Below are 16698 nucleotides of genomic sequence, written 5' to 3' on the forward strand. Positions count from 1 at the left end.
AAAGCATGGCCTTTCAGATCAAATTTCATCAAATTCGCGCCTTCGTCGAGGTGGCCCGGGAAGGGAGTATTCGCGGCGCCAGCCGCTCGCTGGCGATCTCGCAGCCGGCCTTGACCAAAGCGATTAAAGAGCTCGAGGAGGGGCTTTCCGCTCAGTTGTTCGTCCGCCGCCGCCAGGGGGTGGCGCTGACTGACAATGGCGAAAGTTTTTATCAACATGCGAGCCTGATCCTTGAGGAGCTGCGGGCGGCGCAGGATGAACTGCTGCAGCGTCAGGGAGAGCAGGCCGGGCAGATCAATATTGGCCTTGGCGCCAGCGTCGCCCGGTCGCTGATGCCGTCGGTGATCTGCCGCTTTCATCAGCAGCATCCTCAGGTGAAGGTGCGGATCATGGAGGGCCAGCTGCTGGCGATGATCAATGAGCTGCGCCAGGGAGAGCTGGATTTCACCATCAATACCTACTATCCCGGGCCGTACGACCATGAGTTCAGCTTTGAAAAACTGTTTGAGAAACCGTTCGCGGTGTTCGCTCGCGCGGGGCATCCGGCGGCGCAGGCCACCTCGCTGGTGGAGCTGATGGATCACCACTGGACCATGCCGACGCCGCGCGGCAGCTACTTTAAACAGCTGCAGGACAGGTTTAATCAGGCCGGGCTGGCGCCAAAGGTGAATATTGTGTGCGAGACCTTCTCGTCGTGCATCAGCCTGGTGGTGAAAAGCGATTTTCTCAGTATCCTGCCGGTGGAGCTCGGCAACGATCCGCTGATGGCGGACAAGCTGATGATGATCCCCGTCCGCGAAGCGTTGCCGACGGCGGCCTATTTTCTGATCCAGCGGCGGGACACCCGACAGACGCCGCTAACGGCGTCATTGATCACCCTGTTTCGCCGCCAGAGTCGACAATGGTTTCCTTAACCGCCCGTCGCGCTCACTTTGCCAGCAGACGGGGATAAACGCATTGAGGGGGGAGCGCGAGGCGGCTATAGTAGCTGGCGACAGCCGCTGGAGGAGAGCCCATGAACCTTGATGACAAATCCCTGTTTCTTGACGCCATGGAAGATGTCCAGCCCCTGAAACGTAACAATGACGTGCACTGGCATCCCGGGCGCAACAGTCGCGCCCCGCAGCGCGTCGACACCCTGCAACTGGATAATTTTCTCACTACCGGCTATCTCGATATCGTACCGCTCGCCACGCCGCTGGAGTTTAAGCGCGAAGGGCTGCAGAGCGGCGTGCTGGATAAGCTGCGGCGGGGGAAATACGGCCAGCAGGCGAGCCTCTCCCTGCTGCGCCAGCCGGTGGAGCAGTGCCGGCAGATGCTCTTCGCCTTTATGGTGCAGGCGCAGAAAGAGGGGTTACGCAATGTGCTGATCGTTCACGGCAAAGGCCGCGACGATCAGTCCCACGCCAATATCATCCGCAGCTATCTGGCGCGCTGGCTGGAAGAGTTGCCGGAGGTGCAGGCCTTCTGCGCCGCGCTTCCGCACCACGGCGGCAGCGGCGCCTGCTATGTCGCGCTGCGTAAATCGGCCGAAGCGAAGCAGGAAACCTGGGAGCAGCACGCCAAGCGCAGCCGTTAGCGCATCAGCAGCGTCAGCTCGCGGGCGGCTTTTTGCAGCTCCGGCAGCACGCGGTCGATCATTTCGCGGGCCGACATCTGGCCCGCATGCACCCCGACGTTCAGCGCCGCCTGCACCTGACCCTGGGCGTTAAACAGCGGTACCGCGAGGGAGCGCAGGCCCATCTCCAGCTCCTGATCGTTGAGGGCATACCCCTGTTGATGCACCCGTTTCAGCTCGGCGCGCAGTTTCGCCACCGAGTCCACCGTCTGCGGGGTATAGCGGATCATGGTTACCCTGGCCAGCATATCGTTGAGCTTCTCCTCTGGCTGATGGCTGAGCAGCACCCGGCCCATCGAGGTCGCCCACGCCGGAAGGCGGCTGCCGATATCGAGGTCGATGGTCATGATCCGCGAGCTGGAGGCGCGGGCGATATACAGAATATCGTCGCCATCGAGAGTGGCGATGGAGCAGGACTCGTTGAGCATTTCGCTCAGATGCCGCAGCACCGGCTGCGCCGAACGCGCCAGCGGCGTCGAGGCCAGCCAGGCGTGACCGAGGGCCAGGATCCGCGGCCGTAGCTGAAAGTTTTTACCGTCTTCGGCATAGACGAACCCCAGCTTGCTCAGGGTATACAGGCAGCGGCGCACCGCGGCGCGCGGAATACCGGTCTTCTGACTGATCTGTGAGATAGACAGCAGGGGCCGCTGCGGCGTGAATGCCTGAATGACCTCCAGGCCGCGCGCCAGCGAGGCCATAAAGTTAGGATCGCCCTTAAACGGATCGCCGTCGCCGGTCAGTAAATCGTCTGGATGCTTATCCATTTCTGTTCCCCATATTTGCCATCGATCACATTCTTTCGCTAAAGATAACCGATGTTCGATTATCGCACCATATTTCGATTATCGCCCTTGACCGACATCGTTAAGCGGGTCACATTTTGTGCGAACAACGAATAAAAGTGCGATTACCGCACATCAATGGAGCGACCTGATGATTGATAAAAGCGTATCGACGCTGAGCGAGGCCATCGCCGGGATCCACGACGGGGCGACTATTATGATCGGCGGCTTTGGTCCTGCCGGCCAGCCGACCTTTCTGATTGACGCCCTGATTGACCAGGGCGCCCGCGACCTGACCATCATTAACAACAACGCCGGCAACGGAGAAGTGGGGCTCGCGGCGCTGCTGAAGGCTGGCCGGGTGCGCAAAATGATCTGCTCCTTCCCGCGCCAGGTCGATTCACAGATTTTTGATGACCTCTATCGACGCGGCAAAGTGGAGCTGGAGCTGGTGCCGCAGGGCAACCTCGCGGCGCGGATCCAGGCCGCCGGCGCCGGGCTGGGCGCGGTCTTTACCCCCACCGGCTACGGCACGCCGCTGGCGGAAGGGAAGGAGACACGGGAAATCGACGGCCGCCACTATGTGCTGGAGTATCCGATCAAAGCCGATTTCGCGCTGATTAAAGCTCACCAGGGCGACCGTTGGGGCAACCTGGTGTATCGCAAGGCGGCACGCAACTTTGGCCCGATTATGGCGACGGCGGCGAAAACCACCATCGTTGAAGTCTCGCAGCTGGTGTCGCTGGGCGACCTCGACCCTGAACACATTATCACCCCCGGCATTTTCGTCCAGCGCCTCTTCTCGCTGGAAAACCTGACTGCCGCACAACGTGCCTGAGGAGCCCGAGATGCAAAAACTGACCCGTGACGAAATGGCCCAGCGCGTGGCCCGCGATATTCCCGAAGGCGCTTACGTTAACCTCGGCATTGGCCTGCCGACCCGGATTGCCAATTACCTGCCTGCCGACAAAGAGGTGTTCCTGCATAGCGAGAACGGCCTGCTGGGCATGGGGCCGAAACCGCTGCCTGGCGAAGAAGATCCGGAGCTGATCAATGCCGGAAAAGAGTACGTCACCCTCCTGCAGGGCGGCTGCTATTTCCACCATGGCGACTCCTTTGCCATGATGCGCGGCGGCCATCTCGATATCTGCGTGTTGGGGGCCTATCAGGTCTCCGCCAGCGGCGATCTCGCCAACTGGAGCACTGGCGCGCCGGACGCTATCCCGGCGGTCGGCGGGGCGATGGATCTGGCCATCGGCGCTCGCCAGGTGTTTGTGATGATGGACCATCTGACCCGCGACGGCGAGTGCAAGCTGGTGGAACAGTGCAGCTATCCGCTGACCGGGGTCGGCTGCGTTAGCCGGATCTATACCGACCTGGCGGTGATCGACATTACCGACCGCGGCCCGGTGGTGCGGGAAATCTTTAACGGTCTCTCTTTTGAAGAGCTGCAGCGCATCACTCCGGTGACGCTGACCTTTGAACAACTGGCGGAAAGCGCGTAAGGAACCTATGATGAATCAGGCATTTATCTGTGATGCGGTGCGTACACCCTTTGGCCGTTTTGGTGGTACTCTGGCGACGATGCGCGCCGACGACCTCGCGGCGCTGCCGCTGAAAGCGCTGCTGGAGCGTAACCCGGGGCTGGATCCCTCGCGCATTGACGATGTGATTCTGGGCTGCGCCAACCAGGCCGGGGAAGACAACCGCAACGTGGCGCGCATGGCGCTGCTGCTGGCCGGGCTGCCGGAGAGCGTGCCCGGTAGCACCATCAACCGCCTGTGTGGCTCCAGCCTCGACGCGATCGGCGTCGCGGCGCGGGCGATTAAAAGCGGTGAAACGCAGCTGATGATCGCCGGCGGGGTGGAGAGCATGTCCCGGGCGCCGTTTGTGATGGGTAAAGCGGAGAGCGCCTTTAGCCGCAACATGCAGATGGAAGATACCACCATCGGCTGGCGCTTTATTAACCCGCAGATGAAAGCCTTGTACGGTGTCCATTCCATGCCGGAGACGGCGGAAAACGTCGCCGATGAGTTTGCCATTTCCCGCGCCGATCAGGACGCGTTCGCCTTGCGCAGTCAACTGCGCGCCGCCGCGGCCCAGGAGGCGGGACGTTTCGCCGATGAGCTGATCGCCGTCCAGGTGCCGCAGCGCAAAGGCGAGCCGCTGCGGTTTAGCCGCGATGAACACCCGCGCAGCACCTCGCTGGAGGCGCTGGCTAAACTGCGCGGCGTGGTGCGCGCCGACGGCAGCGTCACCGCCGGGAATGCCTCCGGCGTTAACGATGGTGCCTGCGCGCTGCTGCTGGCCAGCGAAACCGCGCTGGCGGCCAACGATCTTCAACCGCTGGCCCGGGTGGTCGGCGTGGCGACGGCGGGGGTGGCGCCGCGCATTATGGGCTTTGGCCCGGCGCCGGCGGTGCGGAAGGTGCTGGCGCAGACCGGCCTGACGTTAGCCCAGATGGATGTCATCGAGCTGAATGAAGCCTTCGCCGCCCAGGCGCTGGCGGTGACCCGCGATTTGGGCTTACCGGACGATGCCGCCCATGTGAACCCCAACGGCGGGGCGATCGCCCTGGGGCATCCGCTCGGCGCCTCCGGCGGCCGCCTGGCGATGACCGCGGCTTACCAGCTGAAACGGACCGGCGGCCGCTACGCGCTGTGCACCATGTGCATCGGCGTCGGGCAGGGGATCGCCCTGATTATTGAACGTGTTTAAGGAGCCAGAATGAGTTTGTTGACCCCGATGTTGCGCAGCAGTCCGCTGACCGACTGGTTCAGCGACGCGCAGCGGGTGCAGGGCATGCTGGATTTTGAAGCGGCGCTGGCCCAGGCGCAGGCCGCCTGCGGCATGGTGCCGACGGCGGCGGTCGGGCCGATTGTCGCCGCCTGCCGCCACGAGGCGATCGATTTTACCGCCCTCGGCGAGGCGGCGGTGGGGGCGGGTAACCTGGCGATCCCGCTGGTGAAACAGCTGACGGCCCAGGTAAAAGCGCGCGATCCGGACGCCGCGCGCTACGTTCACTGGGGCGCCACCAGTCAGGATGCCATCGACACAGGGCTGGTGCTCCAGCTGCGCGGGGCGCTGGAGGCCGCTGAGACCCTGCTTGAGCAGCTGTTGGCGGCCCTGGCTCTCCAGGCGGATCGTTATCGCGATACCGTGATGCCGGGCCGGACCTGGATGCAGCACGCGCTGCCGGTGACCTTTGGCCTGAAGCTGGCGGGTACCCTCGACGCGCTCCTGCGCTGGCAGCAGCGGCTGCGCGAGATGCGTCCGCGTCTGCTGGTGCTGCAGTTCGGCGGCGCCGCGGGGACCCTGGACGCGCTAAAAGAGAAAGGGCCGGCGGTTGGCCAGGCGCTGGCGCAGAATCTTGGTCTGACGCTGCCGGATACCCCGTGGCACAGCCAGCGCGATCGGCTGCTGGAGGCGGGCGCCTGGTTCGCCGGCGTCTGCGGCACCCTGGGGAAATTCGCTAACGACTTCTCCCTGCTGATGCAGACCGAAGTGGCGGAGGTGGGCGAGCCGGTAGCGGAAGGGCGCGGCGGCTCGTCGACGATGCCGCATAAGCGCAATCCGGTGGCCTGCGCGGCGATCCTGACCGCCGCCCAGCGCACGCCGGGTCTGATGGCGACCCTCTACGCCTGCCAGATTCAGCAGCACGAGCGGGCGCTGGGCGGCTGGCAGGCGGAGTGGGAGACCCTGCCGGAGCTGATTACCCTGGTGGGCGGGGCGCTGGCGCAAAGCGAGGCGCTGGTGCGCGACATGCAGGTCTTTCCGCAGAAGATGCGCGCCGATCTCGATATCACCCACGGGCTGATCATGGCTGAGGCGGTGACCCTGGCGCTGGCGGAATTCATCGGCAAAGCCGAGGCGCATCATCATATTGAGGCGCTGTGCCGTCAGGCGCTGGACCGCCTCTGTCCGCTGGTCGATCTGCTCGCGGCGGATCCGCTGGTCAGCCAGTATCTCTCCCGCGAACGTTTAACCACGCTGCTGGAACCGGCAACGGCGACCGGCAGCGCCGAATGCTTTGTGCGCCAGGTGCTGGCGCGTTATCAGGAGCAACATGATGAATCTTGATTATCAACTCGACGGACCGGAAGGTGCGCCGGTTATCGTTCTCTCCAACTCGCTGGGCACCACCCGGGCGATGTGGCAGCCGCAGATTGAGGCGCTAACCGCCCATTTCCGGGTGCTGCGCTACGACACCCACGGCCACGGTAAAACGACGAAAAATGGCAAAGTGACCCTCGCCCAGCTGGGGGAAGATGTAATTGCGCTGCTCGATCATCTGAATATCGACCGGGCCTGGTTCTGCGGGATTTCGATGGGCGGTCTGACCGGTCTGTGGCTGGGCCGCTTTGCGCCAGAGCGTTTTTATGGTCTGGCCGTCGCCAACACCGCGGCGCGCATCGGCGATCAGGCCAGCTGGCTGTCGCGGGCGCGGGCGGTACGCCAGGAAGGAATGGCGGTGGTGGCCGCCGGGGCGGCGGACCGCTGGTTCACCCACGCGTTTCGCCAGAAGGCGCCGGAGGTGGTGGAGGCCCTGTGTCACCAGCTGACCCATACCGATGCCGAAGGCTATGCCGCCTGCTGTGAGGCGCTGGCCGCCGCCGACCTGCGGGGCGAAGCGGGGAAGATCCCGCTGCCGACATTAATCATCGCCGGGGAAAGTGACCCTGTCACCACGGTCGCTGACGCCAATTTTCTGCAGCAGCAGATCCCCGCTTCCCAGGTGGTGGTTCTGCCGGCATCGCATCTGTCAAACATTGAGGCGGCGAAAAGCTTTACTTCAGCGCTGCTGAGCTTTTTCCAGGGAGAACGCCATGGAGGATAAACAGCGCTACCAGGACGGAATGGCGGTGCGGCGCAAAGTGTTGGGCGACGCCCACGTCGACCGTACCCTGCAGCATCTGACGCCGTTGAATGACGAGTTTCAGGACTTTATCACCCGCTACGCCTGGGGTGAGACCTGGACGCGTCCGGGGCTCGACCACCACACCCGCAGCATGATCACCATTGCCATGCTGATCGCTCTCAATCGCGAGGCGGAGCTGAAGATGCATCTACGCGCGTCGTTTAACAACGGGGTGACCCGCGATGAGCTGAAAGAGCTGATCATGCACTCTGCGCTGTATTGCGGACTGCCGGCGGCCAATGCCACGATGCATCTGGCGCAGCAGGTGTTTGACGACATCGACGCCGGGCGGGGTTAAGTCGTCGTCCGAGTCGGATTGCCCGGCAGTTGTTGTAGGCCGGGTAAGGCGCAGCCGCCACCCGGCGAAATAACGGCACAACCGGAAATGTCCCTGTTCGCACTATGTTTGGCAGGGCTACAACGTCTATGTTAATTTCGGGCAGATTGCGCTCCCGGTTGATCTTCTGCGTTATGTCTCTTATGGCGCAGGGAGCGCACAGGGGGCGGCCAGTCGCCGCCGCCCCCTGTACCCCCGGGTTCCGGCCAGCAAAATCGCCGCTACGCGGTCCCTTCGACTTATCCCTGCAGGCTTCGGGTCGGGCCGAGGCAGCGTCCCTGCAAAACACGGCCCTCAGCCCGCATCCATGCGGGCTGCCCCGGCCTTCCGGGAACGTCTCAGCGATTTTGAGGCCGCCAGCATCGGCAGTTTCAGCAACAATGGTGAATAAATTAACGGCAGGTCGTACGTACGTAGGCCGGGTAAGGCGTAGCCGCCACCCGGCATAATGGCGGGTACGGCGCCGATAGATTGCACAGCGGCGCAGCGCTTGCCGGGCCTGCGAGGTGTAAGCCTGTGAGAGGATCCTGTAGGCCGGGTAAGGCGTAGCCGCCACCCGGCGACATTCCCGATACGTTAACCCTTATTTCTCAGGCTCCTGCGGCGCGACAGCCGGGGCGGCGTACCAGGCTTCCTGCGGCACCACCACTGCGGCTCGGGGCTGCATCACATAGTTCGGCGACATAATCTGCACCCCGAATTCGTTAAACACATCAATAATGCAGCTGTGTAACGCGTTACGGCCATCTGGCAGCTTCGTCGCGGGTAATAAGCGCACCTGCAGCTCATACGAGGTGTACCAGTCGAGCAACCCCAGCTTACGCACCACCGGCGCAATTTGCTGATCGACCCCGGGGGTGCGTCTCGCCGCCAGCTCCAGTAGCGCATGAACCTGGCGCCAGGGCGTATCGTAGCCGATGGTGACGCTGGTAGTGAGATTGAACCCGCCGTCGCTGCTCTCGGCGCTGAGATTGACAATCTTGCCGCTCACCACCACCGCGTTCGGTACCGTCACGATGTAATTCTCACGGGTGAGGATCTTGGTCGCCAGCACGCCAATCTCGCTGACCTGTCCCTCATTGTCAGCGAGGCGGATCCAGTCGCCTTTACGCAGCGCCCTGGAGTAGATTAGCACCAGGCCGCTCATCGCATGGTTCATTACCCCGGTCGAGCCGAGGGTCAGCATCAGGCCGAAGAACACGCTGATGCCCTTGAAGGCAAGGGAGTTGGCGCCGGGAAGAAAAGGGTAGGCGGCGGAGAGGGCGAACAACCAGATGACCACCGAGATAAGCCGACGGGTAGCGCTCACGGTCTCCGGATGAATGCCAGGAACCTGAATGCGGCCGGCGGCGACCTGGTCGAGAACCACCTTCACCAGGCGAATGATGAGCCAGGTAATGAGAAAAATAAGCACCACGATCATCAGCCCCGGCAGGGAAGCGACAATCGACAGCGAGATATCGCGGATCACCCCCAGCGACCAGTCACCCAGCGATTCACTCCATACGCGCGTCCAGGGAAACAGACTGAAGGCCCAGCTCAGCCAGATGTAACAGGCCAGGACACCGACGAGGATCGCCAGCGCGGCATACAATCGGACCTCGATATTGCCGAGAAAGCGCCGCCAGTGCTGGGGAATAGCGCTGCGCTTTTCGAGGATCCGCAGCTGGAAAAAGCGCCGTACCCGCCGCCAGGTGCGGAAGGCGCCGTAGTAAAACAGCGCCAGCAGCAGCGCCCCGGCGAGGGCCTTACTGGCGGAGATCAGCAGATAGCGTTGATTGAACTGTTCCTGCAGGCCGGTGCGCTGGGCTTCCATCCGCGCCAGCACCCGCTGGGCCGCCTGGTCGAGGGTTAAATCATCACCTTCGTCGAGATCCGCCTGGCTCAACAGCAGCACCGGTTTGCCGTTCATCAGAAACAGCCGTCCTGGCTGACCATAGCGAATAACCGGCACGATCCGCAGCGGCTGGCGAATATCATCCTCGGTAAATGCGCGCAGGGCGCTGCGGGTGCGCAAAACGCGCTCTTCTGGCGTGGTCTGGCCAAAGGTCGCCTGCAACATCACTACCGGCTGGTGGAAAATATATACCGTGCGCGCTTTTTCGCGAGCGGTTGGCTGCTGCCGCGGCTCTGCGGCCAGCGCCGGCTGTAACGCGAGCAGCGCCAGTACCCAGAGGATAACCACGTTTATCCTGTTCATAGAAGCACCTGAGAAAGAGAATTATTGTTATTTTTCAGCAAGCAAGGGAGGACTTGTAGTTGAGCATAGCCTGGCAGGAAGTGAATTCAAGCTGGCGCGGCGCGGGCATAAAAAAAGCCGTCACCTGAACGGCGACGGCCTGCTGTTAGCGCCAGAAGGGGGTGTTAGCCGTGCTGTTTACAGCCAGCGCACTGCTTGTTCTGGATCTGCTGGAAGAAATCGTTGCCTTTATCGTCGACGAGAATAAACGCCGGGAAATCTTCCACTTCGATTTTCCAGATAGCCTCCATCCCCAGTTCCGGGTAGGCCACGCACTCGAGGCTCTTGATGCTCTGTTGCGCCAGCACCGCCGCCGGGCCGCCGATGCTGCCGAGGTAGAAGCCGCCGTGTTGGTGGCAGGCGTCGGTGACCTGCTGGCTGCGGTTGCCTTTCGCCAGCATCACCATGCTCGCACCGTGGGACTGCAGAAGATCGACGTAAGAGTCCATGCGGCCAGCGGTGGTCGGGCCGAGGGAGCCGGAGGCGTAACCGGCAGGCGTTTTGGCCGGGCCGGCGTAGTAGATCGGATGATCTTTCACGTACTGCGGCAGTTCCTCGCCGTTGTCGAGCAGCTCTTTCAGCTTAGCGTGCGCGATATCGCGGGCGACGATAATGGTGCCGTTGAGGCTCAGGCGGGTGGAAACCGGATGGGCAGATAGTTGCGCCAGGATCTCGCTCATCGGCTGATTCAGGTTGATGCTGACCACCTTGCCTTCGCCCTGCTGACGCAGATGTTCAGGGATATATTTCCCCGGATTGCTCTCCAGCTTCTCAATCCAGATGCCGTCGCGGTTGATTTTGGCTTTGATGTTGCGGTCGGCGGAGCAGGAGACGCCCATGCCGATCGGACAGGAGGCGCCGTGGCGCGGCAGGCGGATCACCCGGATATCGTGGGCGAAGTATTTGCCGCCGAACTGCGCGCCGAGGCCGAGGTTCTGCGCTTCCTGCAGCAGTTCCTGTTCAAGCTGCACATCGCGGAACGCCTGACCGTGCTCGTTGCCTTCGGTCGGCAGGCCGTCGTAGTAGCGGGTGGAGGCCAGCTTGACGGTCTTCAGCGTCGCTTCCGCCGAAGTCCCGCCGATGACAAAGGCGATGTGGTACGGCGGGCAGGCGGCGGTACCGAGGGTGCGCATCTTCTCGACCAGATAGTTTTTCAGCTTCGTCGGGGTGATCAGCGCTTTGGTTTCCTGATAGAGATAGGTTTTATTGGCGGAACCGCCGCCTTTCGCCATGCACAGGAATTTATATTCGTCGCCGTCGACGCTGTAGAGATCGATCTGCGCCGGCAGGTTGGTGCCGGTGTTGACCTCTTTATACATATCCAGCGGAGCGTTCTGGGAGTAGCGCAGGTTATCTTCGGTATAGGTGTTGTACACGCCCTGTGCCAGGGCGGCTTCGTCGCCGCCGCCGGTCCAGACGCGCTGGCCTTTTTTACCCATGATGATGGCGGTGCCGGTGTCCTGACAGGTGGGCAGGACGCCTTTGGCGGCGATTTCCGAGTTGCGCAGGAACTGCAGGGCGACATACTTATCGTTATCGCTGGCCTCCGGGTCGAGCAGAATCGAGGCCACCTGCTGCTGATGGGAGACGCGCAGCATAAAGGCGGCATCGTGGAAGGCCTGTTGCGCCAGCAGGGTCAGCGCCTGCGGTTCCACTTTCAGCACTTCCTGGCCGTCAAACTCGGCGACGGAGACGTGCTCTTTGCTGAGCAGATAGTATTCGGTATCGTCGTGCGCCAGCGGGAATGGATCCTGATAAACAAACGGTTTAGTCGACATAATCACTTACTCCATAAAGATAAAAACCGCCGGGGTGCTCCCGGCGGTTATGAATCAGAACATCATGGACATCCACGGATAGCCAATCAGCAGCAGGGCGGCCAGGAAGATGGCGCCAAAGATGGTGCCGAGGCGCCAGTAATCTTTGGTCGGCAGATAGCCGCTGCCGTAGTAGATCGGGCTCGGGCCGGTACCGTACGGGGTGATGATCCCCATCACGCCCAGCGAGGTCACCATCAGCAGAACGAACACTTCCATATTCATTCCCGGAATGGTGGCGGCGATGGTCAGCATGGCCGGCAGCAGCGCGGTAGTGTGCGCGGTGGTGCTGGCAAACAGATAGTGCAGCAGGTAGAACGCCAGCAGCAGGACGATGGTCGCCATCCCCGGGGAGATACCGCTCATCAGCGCGCCGCCCTCTTTACCCAGCCAGGCGATAAAGCCGGTGGAGGAGAGGCCGTCGGCCAGCGCCACCAGGGTGGCGAACCAGACAAAGGTGTTCCACGCCGCTTTATTGTTGGTGATATCGCTCCAGGAGAGCACGCCGGTCCACAGCATCAGCACGATAACCAGCAGGGCGGCCAGGGCCGGTTCAATCCAGTCGGCGGCGAAGATCCACATCATCAGCGCGAAGCAGACGAACACCAGCAGCAGGATCTCATTGCGCGACAGTTTGCCCAGTTTTTCCAGTTCACGAGCGGCCCACAGCGGCACTTCGTTATTGACTTTCACTTCCGGCGGGTAGAACCAGTAGGCCAGCAGCGGCATGGTCAGGATCAGCAGTACGCCAAGCGGCAGGAAGGCGATGAACCAGGTGCCCCAGGAGATGTTGATACCGACGATGCTTTTTACCAGCGCCAGCGCCAGCAGGTTCGGCGCCAGTGCCGACAGGAACATCGAGCTGGTGATACAGGCGGCGGTGATCGCTACCCACATCAGATAGGAACCGATTTTACGCGCGCTCGGATCGTTTGGTTTTGAACCGTACAGCGGCGGCAGGTTGGCGATAATTGGGTAAATGGTGCCCCCGCTGCGCGCCGTATTCGACGGCGTAAACGGCGCCAGCAGCAGATCCGCGAAGGTGATGGCGTAGCCCAGCGTCAGGCTGCGACGGCCGAGATATTTCACCAGAATCAGCGCCAGGCGGCGGCCGAACTGGGTTTTATCGTAGCCGGCGGCGAACATAAAGGCGCCGAAGATAAGCCACACGGTGGAGTTGCCGAAGCCGCTCACCGCCCACTTAAAGGAGGCGCCAGCCATTTTGAAGCCGGGTGCGGCCATCTGTTCCGGGCTGAACAGCAGCCACTGACTGCACAGGGCGATGACCACCACGCCGGTGATGCCGATAACGGCGCCAGGCAGTGGTTCAAAAATCAACCCGACGATCACCCCGACGAAGATAGCGAAGTAGTGCCAGGCGTACGGCGGCAGGCCGTCCGGGACCGGGACGAAGAGTAACAGCACAGCAACGATAATCGGCAGCGCCATCATCAGGAGACGTTTTTTATTCGCAGTCGTTGGATTGACTGCACCGGCAGGCGGTATGGTTGTCTTTTTCTCTTTCATAATGAGTATCTGCAAGTTGTTGAAAATAACGTTTCCGCCAGCGATGCGCTCAGTGATTTCTTTAATTACAAAAGTTACTTTAGTTTTTATTTTGCGTTTCTGAGTATCGTCTTGGCGATTATTTAACGCGGTTTGATGGGCGTTAAATTAAATTTGTTGGTTATTTATATATTGCGCTTTCAATGGTCGTTGCAATTGATCGAGATCAATAAAAGCAGGCGATTTCACTATTTTTTTATTTTCGATATAACCCTGTCTGATGAGGTGTTATTTTGGCGAAAATATCGATAAATGTTAAAATAAAAATGTACAATTAATGCTGTTTTTACTCGATATATGTGTATGTCTATGAAATAAAAGCAAATAATTTTGATTGCTGGTCGCTTTGAATGTTAACGGAAGTATCTAAAATGTTATCCTTTATTTGTATTATGTAAATGCCATTTATTATTTTAATAATACAATAGGGGTAGCGATGTTATTGCTGGGGTTAAATAGTTTTATAACTAACGTAATTGATTTAGTAACTAAAAAAGTCGCTATATTATTAGCATGACAACAGGAATTAAAAAACCACAACCATTAATGATTCCGTCACCCCATTCTGAATTTTTAATATTTCAAAATCTGGAGCGTAACTTATGACCAGTAACGAACGTATTTTGCAGCCATTTACTTTACCAAATGGTACGGAGCTGAAAAACCGTTTGCTGATGGCGCCGATGACCACCTGCACCGGTTATTTCGACGGGACTGTCACCAGCGAGCTGGTGGAGTACTACCGCGCCCGCGCCGGCAGTATCGGCACCATTATTGTTGAGTGCTGCTTTATTGATGACTACGGTCTGGCCTTCCCGGGCGCTATCGGTATCGATAACGATGAAAAAATCGCCGGCCTGGCGAAAATCGCTGAAGCAATTAAAGCGGAAGGTTCGAAAGCGATTCTGCAGATCTATCACGGCGGCCGCATGGTCGACCCGCAGCTGATTGGCGGACGTCAGCCCGTGGCGCCGAGCGCCATCGCCGCCCCGCGTGAGGGCGCCGCGATGCCGCGGGCGCTGAGCGGAGAAGAAGTGGAGGGGATGATCGCCAAGTTTGGCGAGGGCGTCCGCCGCGCTATCCTTGCCGGCTTCGATGGGGTCGAAATTCACGGCGCCAACACCTACCTTATTCAGCAGTTCTATTCGCCAAACTCCAACCAGCGCGACGACGAATGGGGCGGTAGCCGCGACAATCGCGCCCGCTTCCCGCTGGCGGTTCTCGACATCACCCATAAAATGGCCCGCCAGTACGCTGACGATGCCTTTATCATCGGCTACCGCTTCTCGCCAGAAGAGATGGAGGTCCCGGGGATCCGCTTCGATGACACCATGTATCTGCTGGAAAAACTGGCCGCTCGCGGCGTCGATTATCTGCACTTCTCGGTGGGCGCGACCCTGCGTCCCTCTATCGTCGATACCAGCGACCCGACGCCGCTGATCGAGAAATACTGCGCCATGCGCTCTGACACTCTGGCTCAGGTGCCGGTGATGGGCGTCGGCGGGGTGGTTAACGTTGCCGATGCCGAGCTGGGCCTCGATCACGGCTATGACCTGATCGCTGTGGGCCGCGCCTGCATCGCCTATCCTGACTGGGCGGCTCGTATCGCCGCGGGTGAAGAGCTGGAGCTGTTTATCGACAGCACCCAGCGCGAAGCGCTGCACATTCCGGAACCGCTGTGGCGCTTCTCGCTGGTGGAAGCGATGATCCGCGACATGAGCATGGGCGACGCTAAATTTAAGCCGGGGATGTTTGTTGAAACCGTTCAGGATGACGCCAATGAACTGGTGATCAACGTCAGCCTCGAAAATGACCATATCGCCGATATCGAACTGGCGGCGAGCCCGGTGCAGACCGTGGAGTTCACCACCAGCTTCGAAGAGATCCGCGAACGTATTCTCACCGCCAATACCCCGCACGTCGACGCCATTTCCGGGGCCACCAGCCAGAGCGAGGCGGTGAAAAAAGCGGTCGCCAAAGCGATGCTGAAATCGAGCAAAGCGCTGGCGGCGGAAGAGGGCGGCAATGACGCCGCGCCGAAAAGCTATGATGTGGTGGTCGTCGGCAGCGGCGGCGCCGGCCTGGCGGCCGCCATTCAGGCTCACGACGAAGGCGCCAGCGTGCTGATCGTCGAGAAAATGCCGACCATTGGCGGGAACACCATCAAGGCTTCCGCCGGGATGAACGCCGCGGAGACCCGCTTCCAGCGCGTGAAAGGCATTCAGGACAGCAAAGAGCTGTTCTATCAGGAAACCCTGAGGGGCGGGCACAATAAAAACAATCCGCAGCTGCTGCGCCGCTTTGTGGAGAATGCCCCGCAAGCCATTGAATGGCTGGCGGACCGCGGCATTATGCTCAACGATATCACCACCACCGGCGGGATGAGCATTGACCGCACCCACCGTCCGCGCGACGGGTCAGCGGTCGGCGGCTATCTGATTAGCGGCCTGGTGCGCAACATCACCAAACGCGGCATCGACGTCCTGCTGGATACCTCGGTGGAAGAGATCCTGATGAGCGGCGATGAAGTCAGCGGTGTGCGTCTGATCAACGACGAAAACGAGATCGTAGAGATCCAGACTAAAAGCATTGTGGTGGCCACCGGCGGCTTCAGCGCCAACAGCGCGATGGTGGTGAAGTATCGTCCTGACCTCGAAGGCTTCGTCACCACCAACCACAAAGGGGCCACCGGGAGCGGTATCGCGCTGCTGGAGCGCATTGGCGCCGGTACCGTGGATATGGGCGAAATTCAAATCCACCCGACCGTTGAACAGCAGACCTCCTATCTGATTTCCGAGTCGATTCGCGGCGGCGGGGCGATCCTCGTCAACCAGCAGGGTAACCGCTTCTTCAACGAAATGGAGACCCGCGATAAAGTCTCCGCGGCGATTATCGCCCTACCGGAACACTATGCGTACATCGTCTTTGACGAACATGTGCGGGCGAAAAACAAAGCCGCCGATGAGTACATCGCCAAAGGCTTCGTCACCAGCGCCAGCTCGCCGCGTGAACTGGCGGATAAACTGGGGATGGATTACCATGCCTTCCTCGCCACCCTCGAGTGCTACAACGGGGCGGTGGAAAAACAGCATGATGAACAGTTTGGCCGTACCACCGCGCTGCGCGCGCCGATTAACGAAGGTCCGTTCCATGCCATCCGTATCGCCCCGGGGGTGCACCACACCATGGGCGGCGTGACCATTAACACCGATGGCGAAGTGCTGGACGTTGCCCGGCAGCCGATCCGCGGCGCCTACGCCGCCGGTGAGGTGGTCGGCGGGATCCACGGCGGCAACCGTATCGGTGGTAACGCGGTGGCGGATATCATCATCTTCGGCACCCTCGCGGGTCGCCAGGCGGCGAAACGCGCCAGAGGATAAGACGTAATTGCTGATGCCGGGCTGGCGCTCTCGCCGCCCGG

Annotated in this window: 13 protein-coding genes; 9 read left to right on the top strand and 4 right to left on the bottom strand. The window is 60.7% G+C overall.

The window, feature by feature from the left end; genetic code table 11:
• The first annotated feature begins 5 nt into the window (after window positions 1-5).
• Window positions 6-914: a LysR family transcriptional regulator gene (locus ACLEXF_RS03120; protein ID WP_004887019.1), complete on the top strand. Its 909-nt coding sequence runs from the start codon at window positions 6-8 to the stop codon at window positions 912-914.
• Window positions 915-1015: 101 nt separating this feature from the next.
• The gene (gene smrA / locus ACLEXF_RS03125) at window positions 1016-1579 is read left to right on the top strand and encodes a DNA endonuclease SmrA (RefSeq protein WP_004887017.1); all 564 of its coding nucleotides are present in this window, start codon (window positions 1016-1018) and stop codon (window positions 1577-1579) included.
• Here the strand turns inward: smrA and ACLEXF_RS03130 are convergent.
• Window positions 1576-2382 carry an IclR family transcriptional regulator domain-containing protein gene (locus ACLEXF_RS03130; RefSeq protein ID WP_004887014.1) on the bottom strand — a complete coding sequence of 269 codons (807 nt, stop codon included), beginning with the start codon at window positions 2380-2382 and terminating at the stop codon, window positions 1576-1578. The two genes, smrA and ACLEXF_RS03130, sit on opposite strands and share 4 nt — an antisense overlap.
• A gap of 169 nt (window positions 2383-2551) precedes the next feature.
• Here ACLEXF_RS03130 and ACLEXF_RS03135 point away from each other — a divergent pair, with 169 nt between their 5' ends.
• From ACLEXF_RS03135 to pcaC, 6 genes are read left to right on the top strand one after another with little or no spacing between them, the layout of a single operon-like run.
• A complete protein-coding gene (locus ACLEXF_RS03135) occupies window positions 2552-3238 on the top strand; it encodes a 3-oxoacid CoA-transferase subunit A (RefSeq protein WP_004887011.1) in 687 nt (228 codons plus the stop codon).
• 10 nt (window positions 3239-3248) lie between these two features.
• Complete coding sequence (locus ACLEXF_RS03140) at window positions 3249-3905, top strand: 3-oxoacid CoA-transferase subunit B (RefSeq protein WP_004887008.1); 657 nt, start codon at window positions 3249-3251, stop codon at window positions 3903-3905.
• Between the two features lie 10 nt (window positions 3906-3915).
• Window positions 3916-5118, top strand: a complete 1203-nt coding sequence (gene pcaF, locus ACLEXF_RS03145) for a 3-oxoadipyl-CoA thiolase (RefSeq protein ID WP_004887005.1) — start codon at window positions 3916-3918, stop codon at window positions 5116-5118.
• Between the two features lie 9 nt (window positions 5119-5127).
• On the top strand, window positions 5128-6480 hold the full coding sequence (locus ACLEXF_RS03150) for a 3-carboxy-cis,cis-muconate cycloisomerase (protein ID WP_407259810.1): 1353 nt from the start codon (window positions 5128-5130) through the stop codon (window positions 6478-6480).
• The gene (gene pcaD / locus ACLEXF_RS03155; protein WP_048294806.1) at window positions 6470-7237 is read left to right on the top strand and encodes a 3-oxoadipate enol-lactonase; all 768 of its coding nucleotides are present in this window, start codon (window positions 6470-6472) and stop codon (window positions 7235-7237) included. The genes ACLEXF_RS03150 and pcaD overlap by 11 nt, the downstream gene beginning before the upstream one ends.
• A complete protein-coding gene (gene pcaC / locus ACLEXF_RS03160) occupies window positions 7227-7616 on the top strand; it encodes a 4-carboxymuconolactone decarboxylase (RefSeq protein ID WP_004886998.1) in 390 nt (129 codons plus the stop codon). Before pcaD ends, pcaC begins: the two co-directional genes overlap by 11 nt.
• Before the next feature lie 622 nt (window positions 7617-8238).
• Here the strand turns inward: pcaC and ACLEXF_RS03165 are convergent.
• The 3 genes from ACLEXF_RS03165 to ACLEXF_RS03175 all read right to left on the bottom strand — a co-directional run bounded on the left by ACLEXF_RS03165 (window position 8239) and on the right by ACLEXF_RS03175 (window position 13238).
• Complete coding sequence (locus ACLEXF_RS03165) at window positions 8239-9855, bottom strand: mechanosensitive ion channel family protein (RefSeq protein ID WP_128316110.1); 1617 nt, start codon at window positions 9853-9855, stop codon at window positions 8239-8241.
• Between the two features lie 164 nt (window positions 9856-10019).
• Window positions 10020-11672, bottom strand: a complete 1653-nt coding sequence (fumA, locus tag ACLEXF_RS03170; protein WP_048294808.1) for a class I fumarate hydratase FumA — start codon at window positions 11670-11672, stop codon at window positions 10020-10022.
• A gap of 54 nt (window positions 11673-11726) precedes the next feature.
• Window positions 11727-13238: an anion permease gene (locus tag ACLEXF_RS03175; protein WP_049092623.1), complete on the bottom strand. Its 1512-nt coding sequence runs from the start codon at window positions 13236-13238 to the stop codon at window positions 11727-11729.
• 641 nt (window positions 13239-13879) lie between these two features.
• Here ACLEXF_RS03175 and ACLEXF_RS03180 point away from each other — a divergent pair.
• Window positions 13880-16657, top strand: coding sequence for a flavocytochrome c (locus ACLEXF_RS03180; protein ID WP_032455986.1), 2778 nt, complete (start codon window positions 13880-13882; stop codon window positions 16655-16657).
• The last annotated feature ends 41 nt before the right edge of the window (window positions 16658-16698 follow it).

This window comes from Klebsiella pneumoniae complex sp. WS1778 (assembly GCF_049472055.1).
Lineage (GTDB): Bacteria > Pseudomonadota > Gammaproteobacteria > Enterobacterales > Enterobacteriaceae > Klebsiella > Klebsiella quasipneumoniae.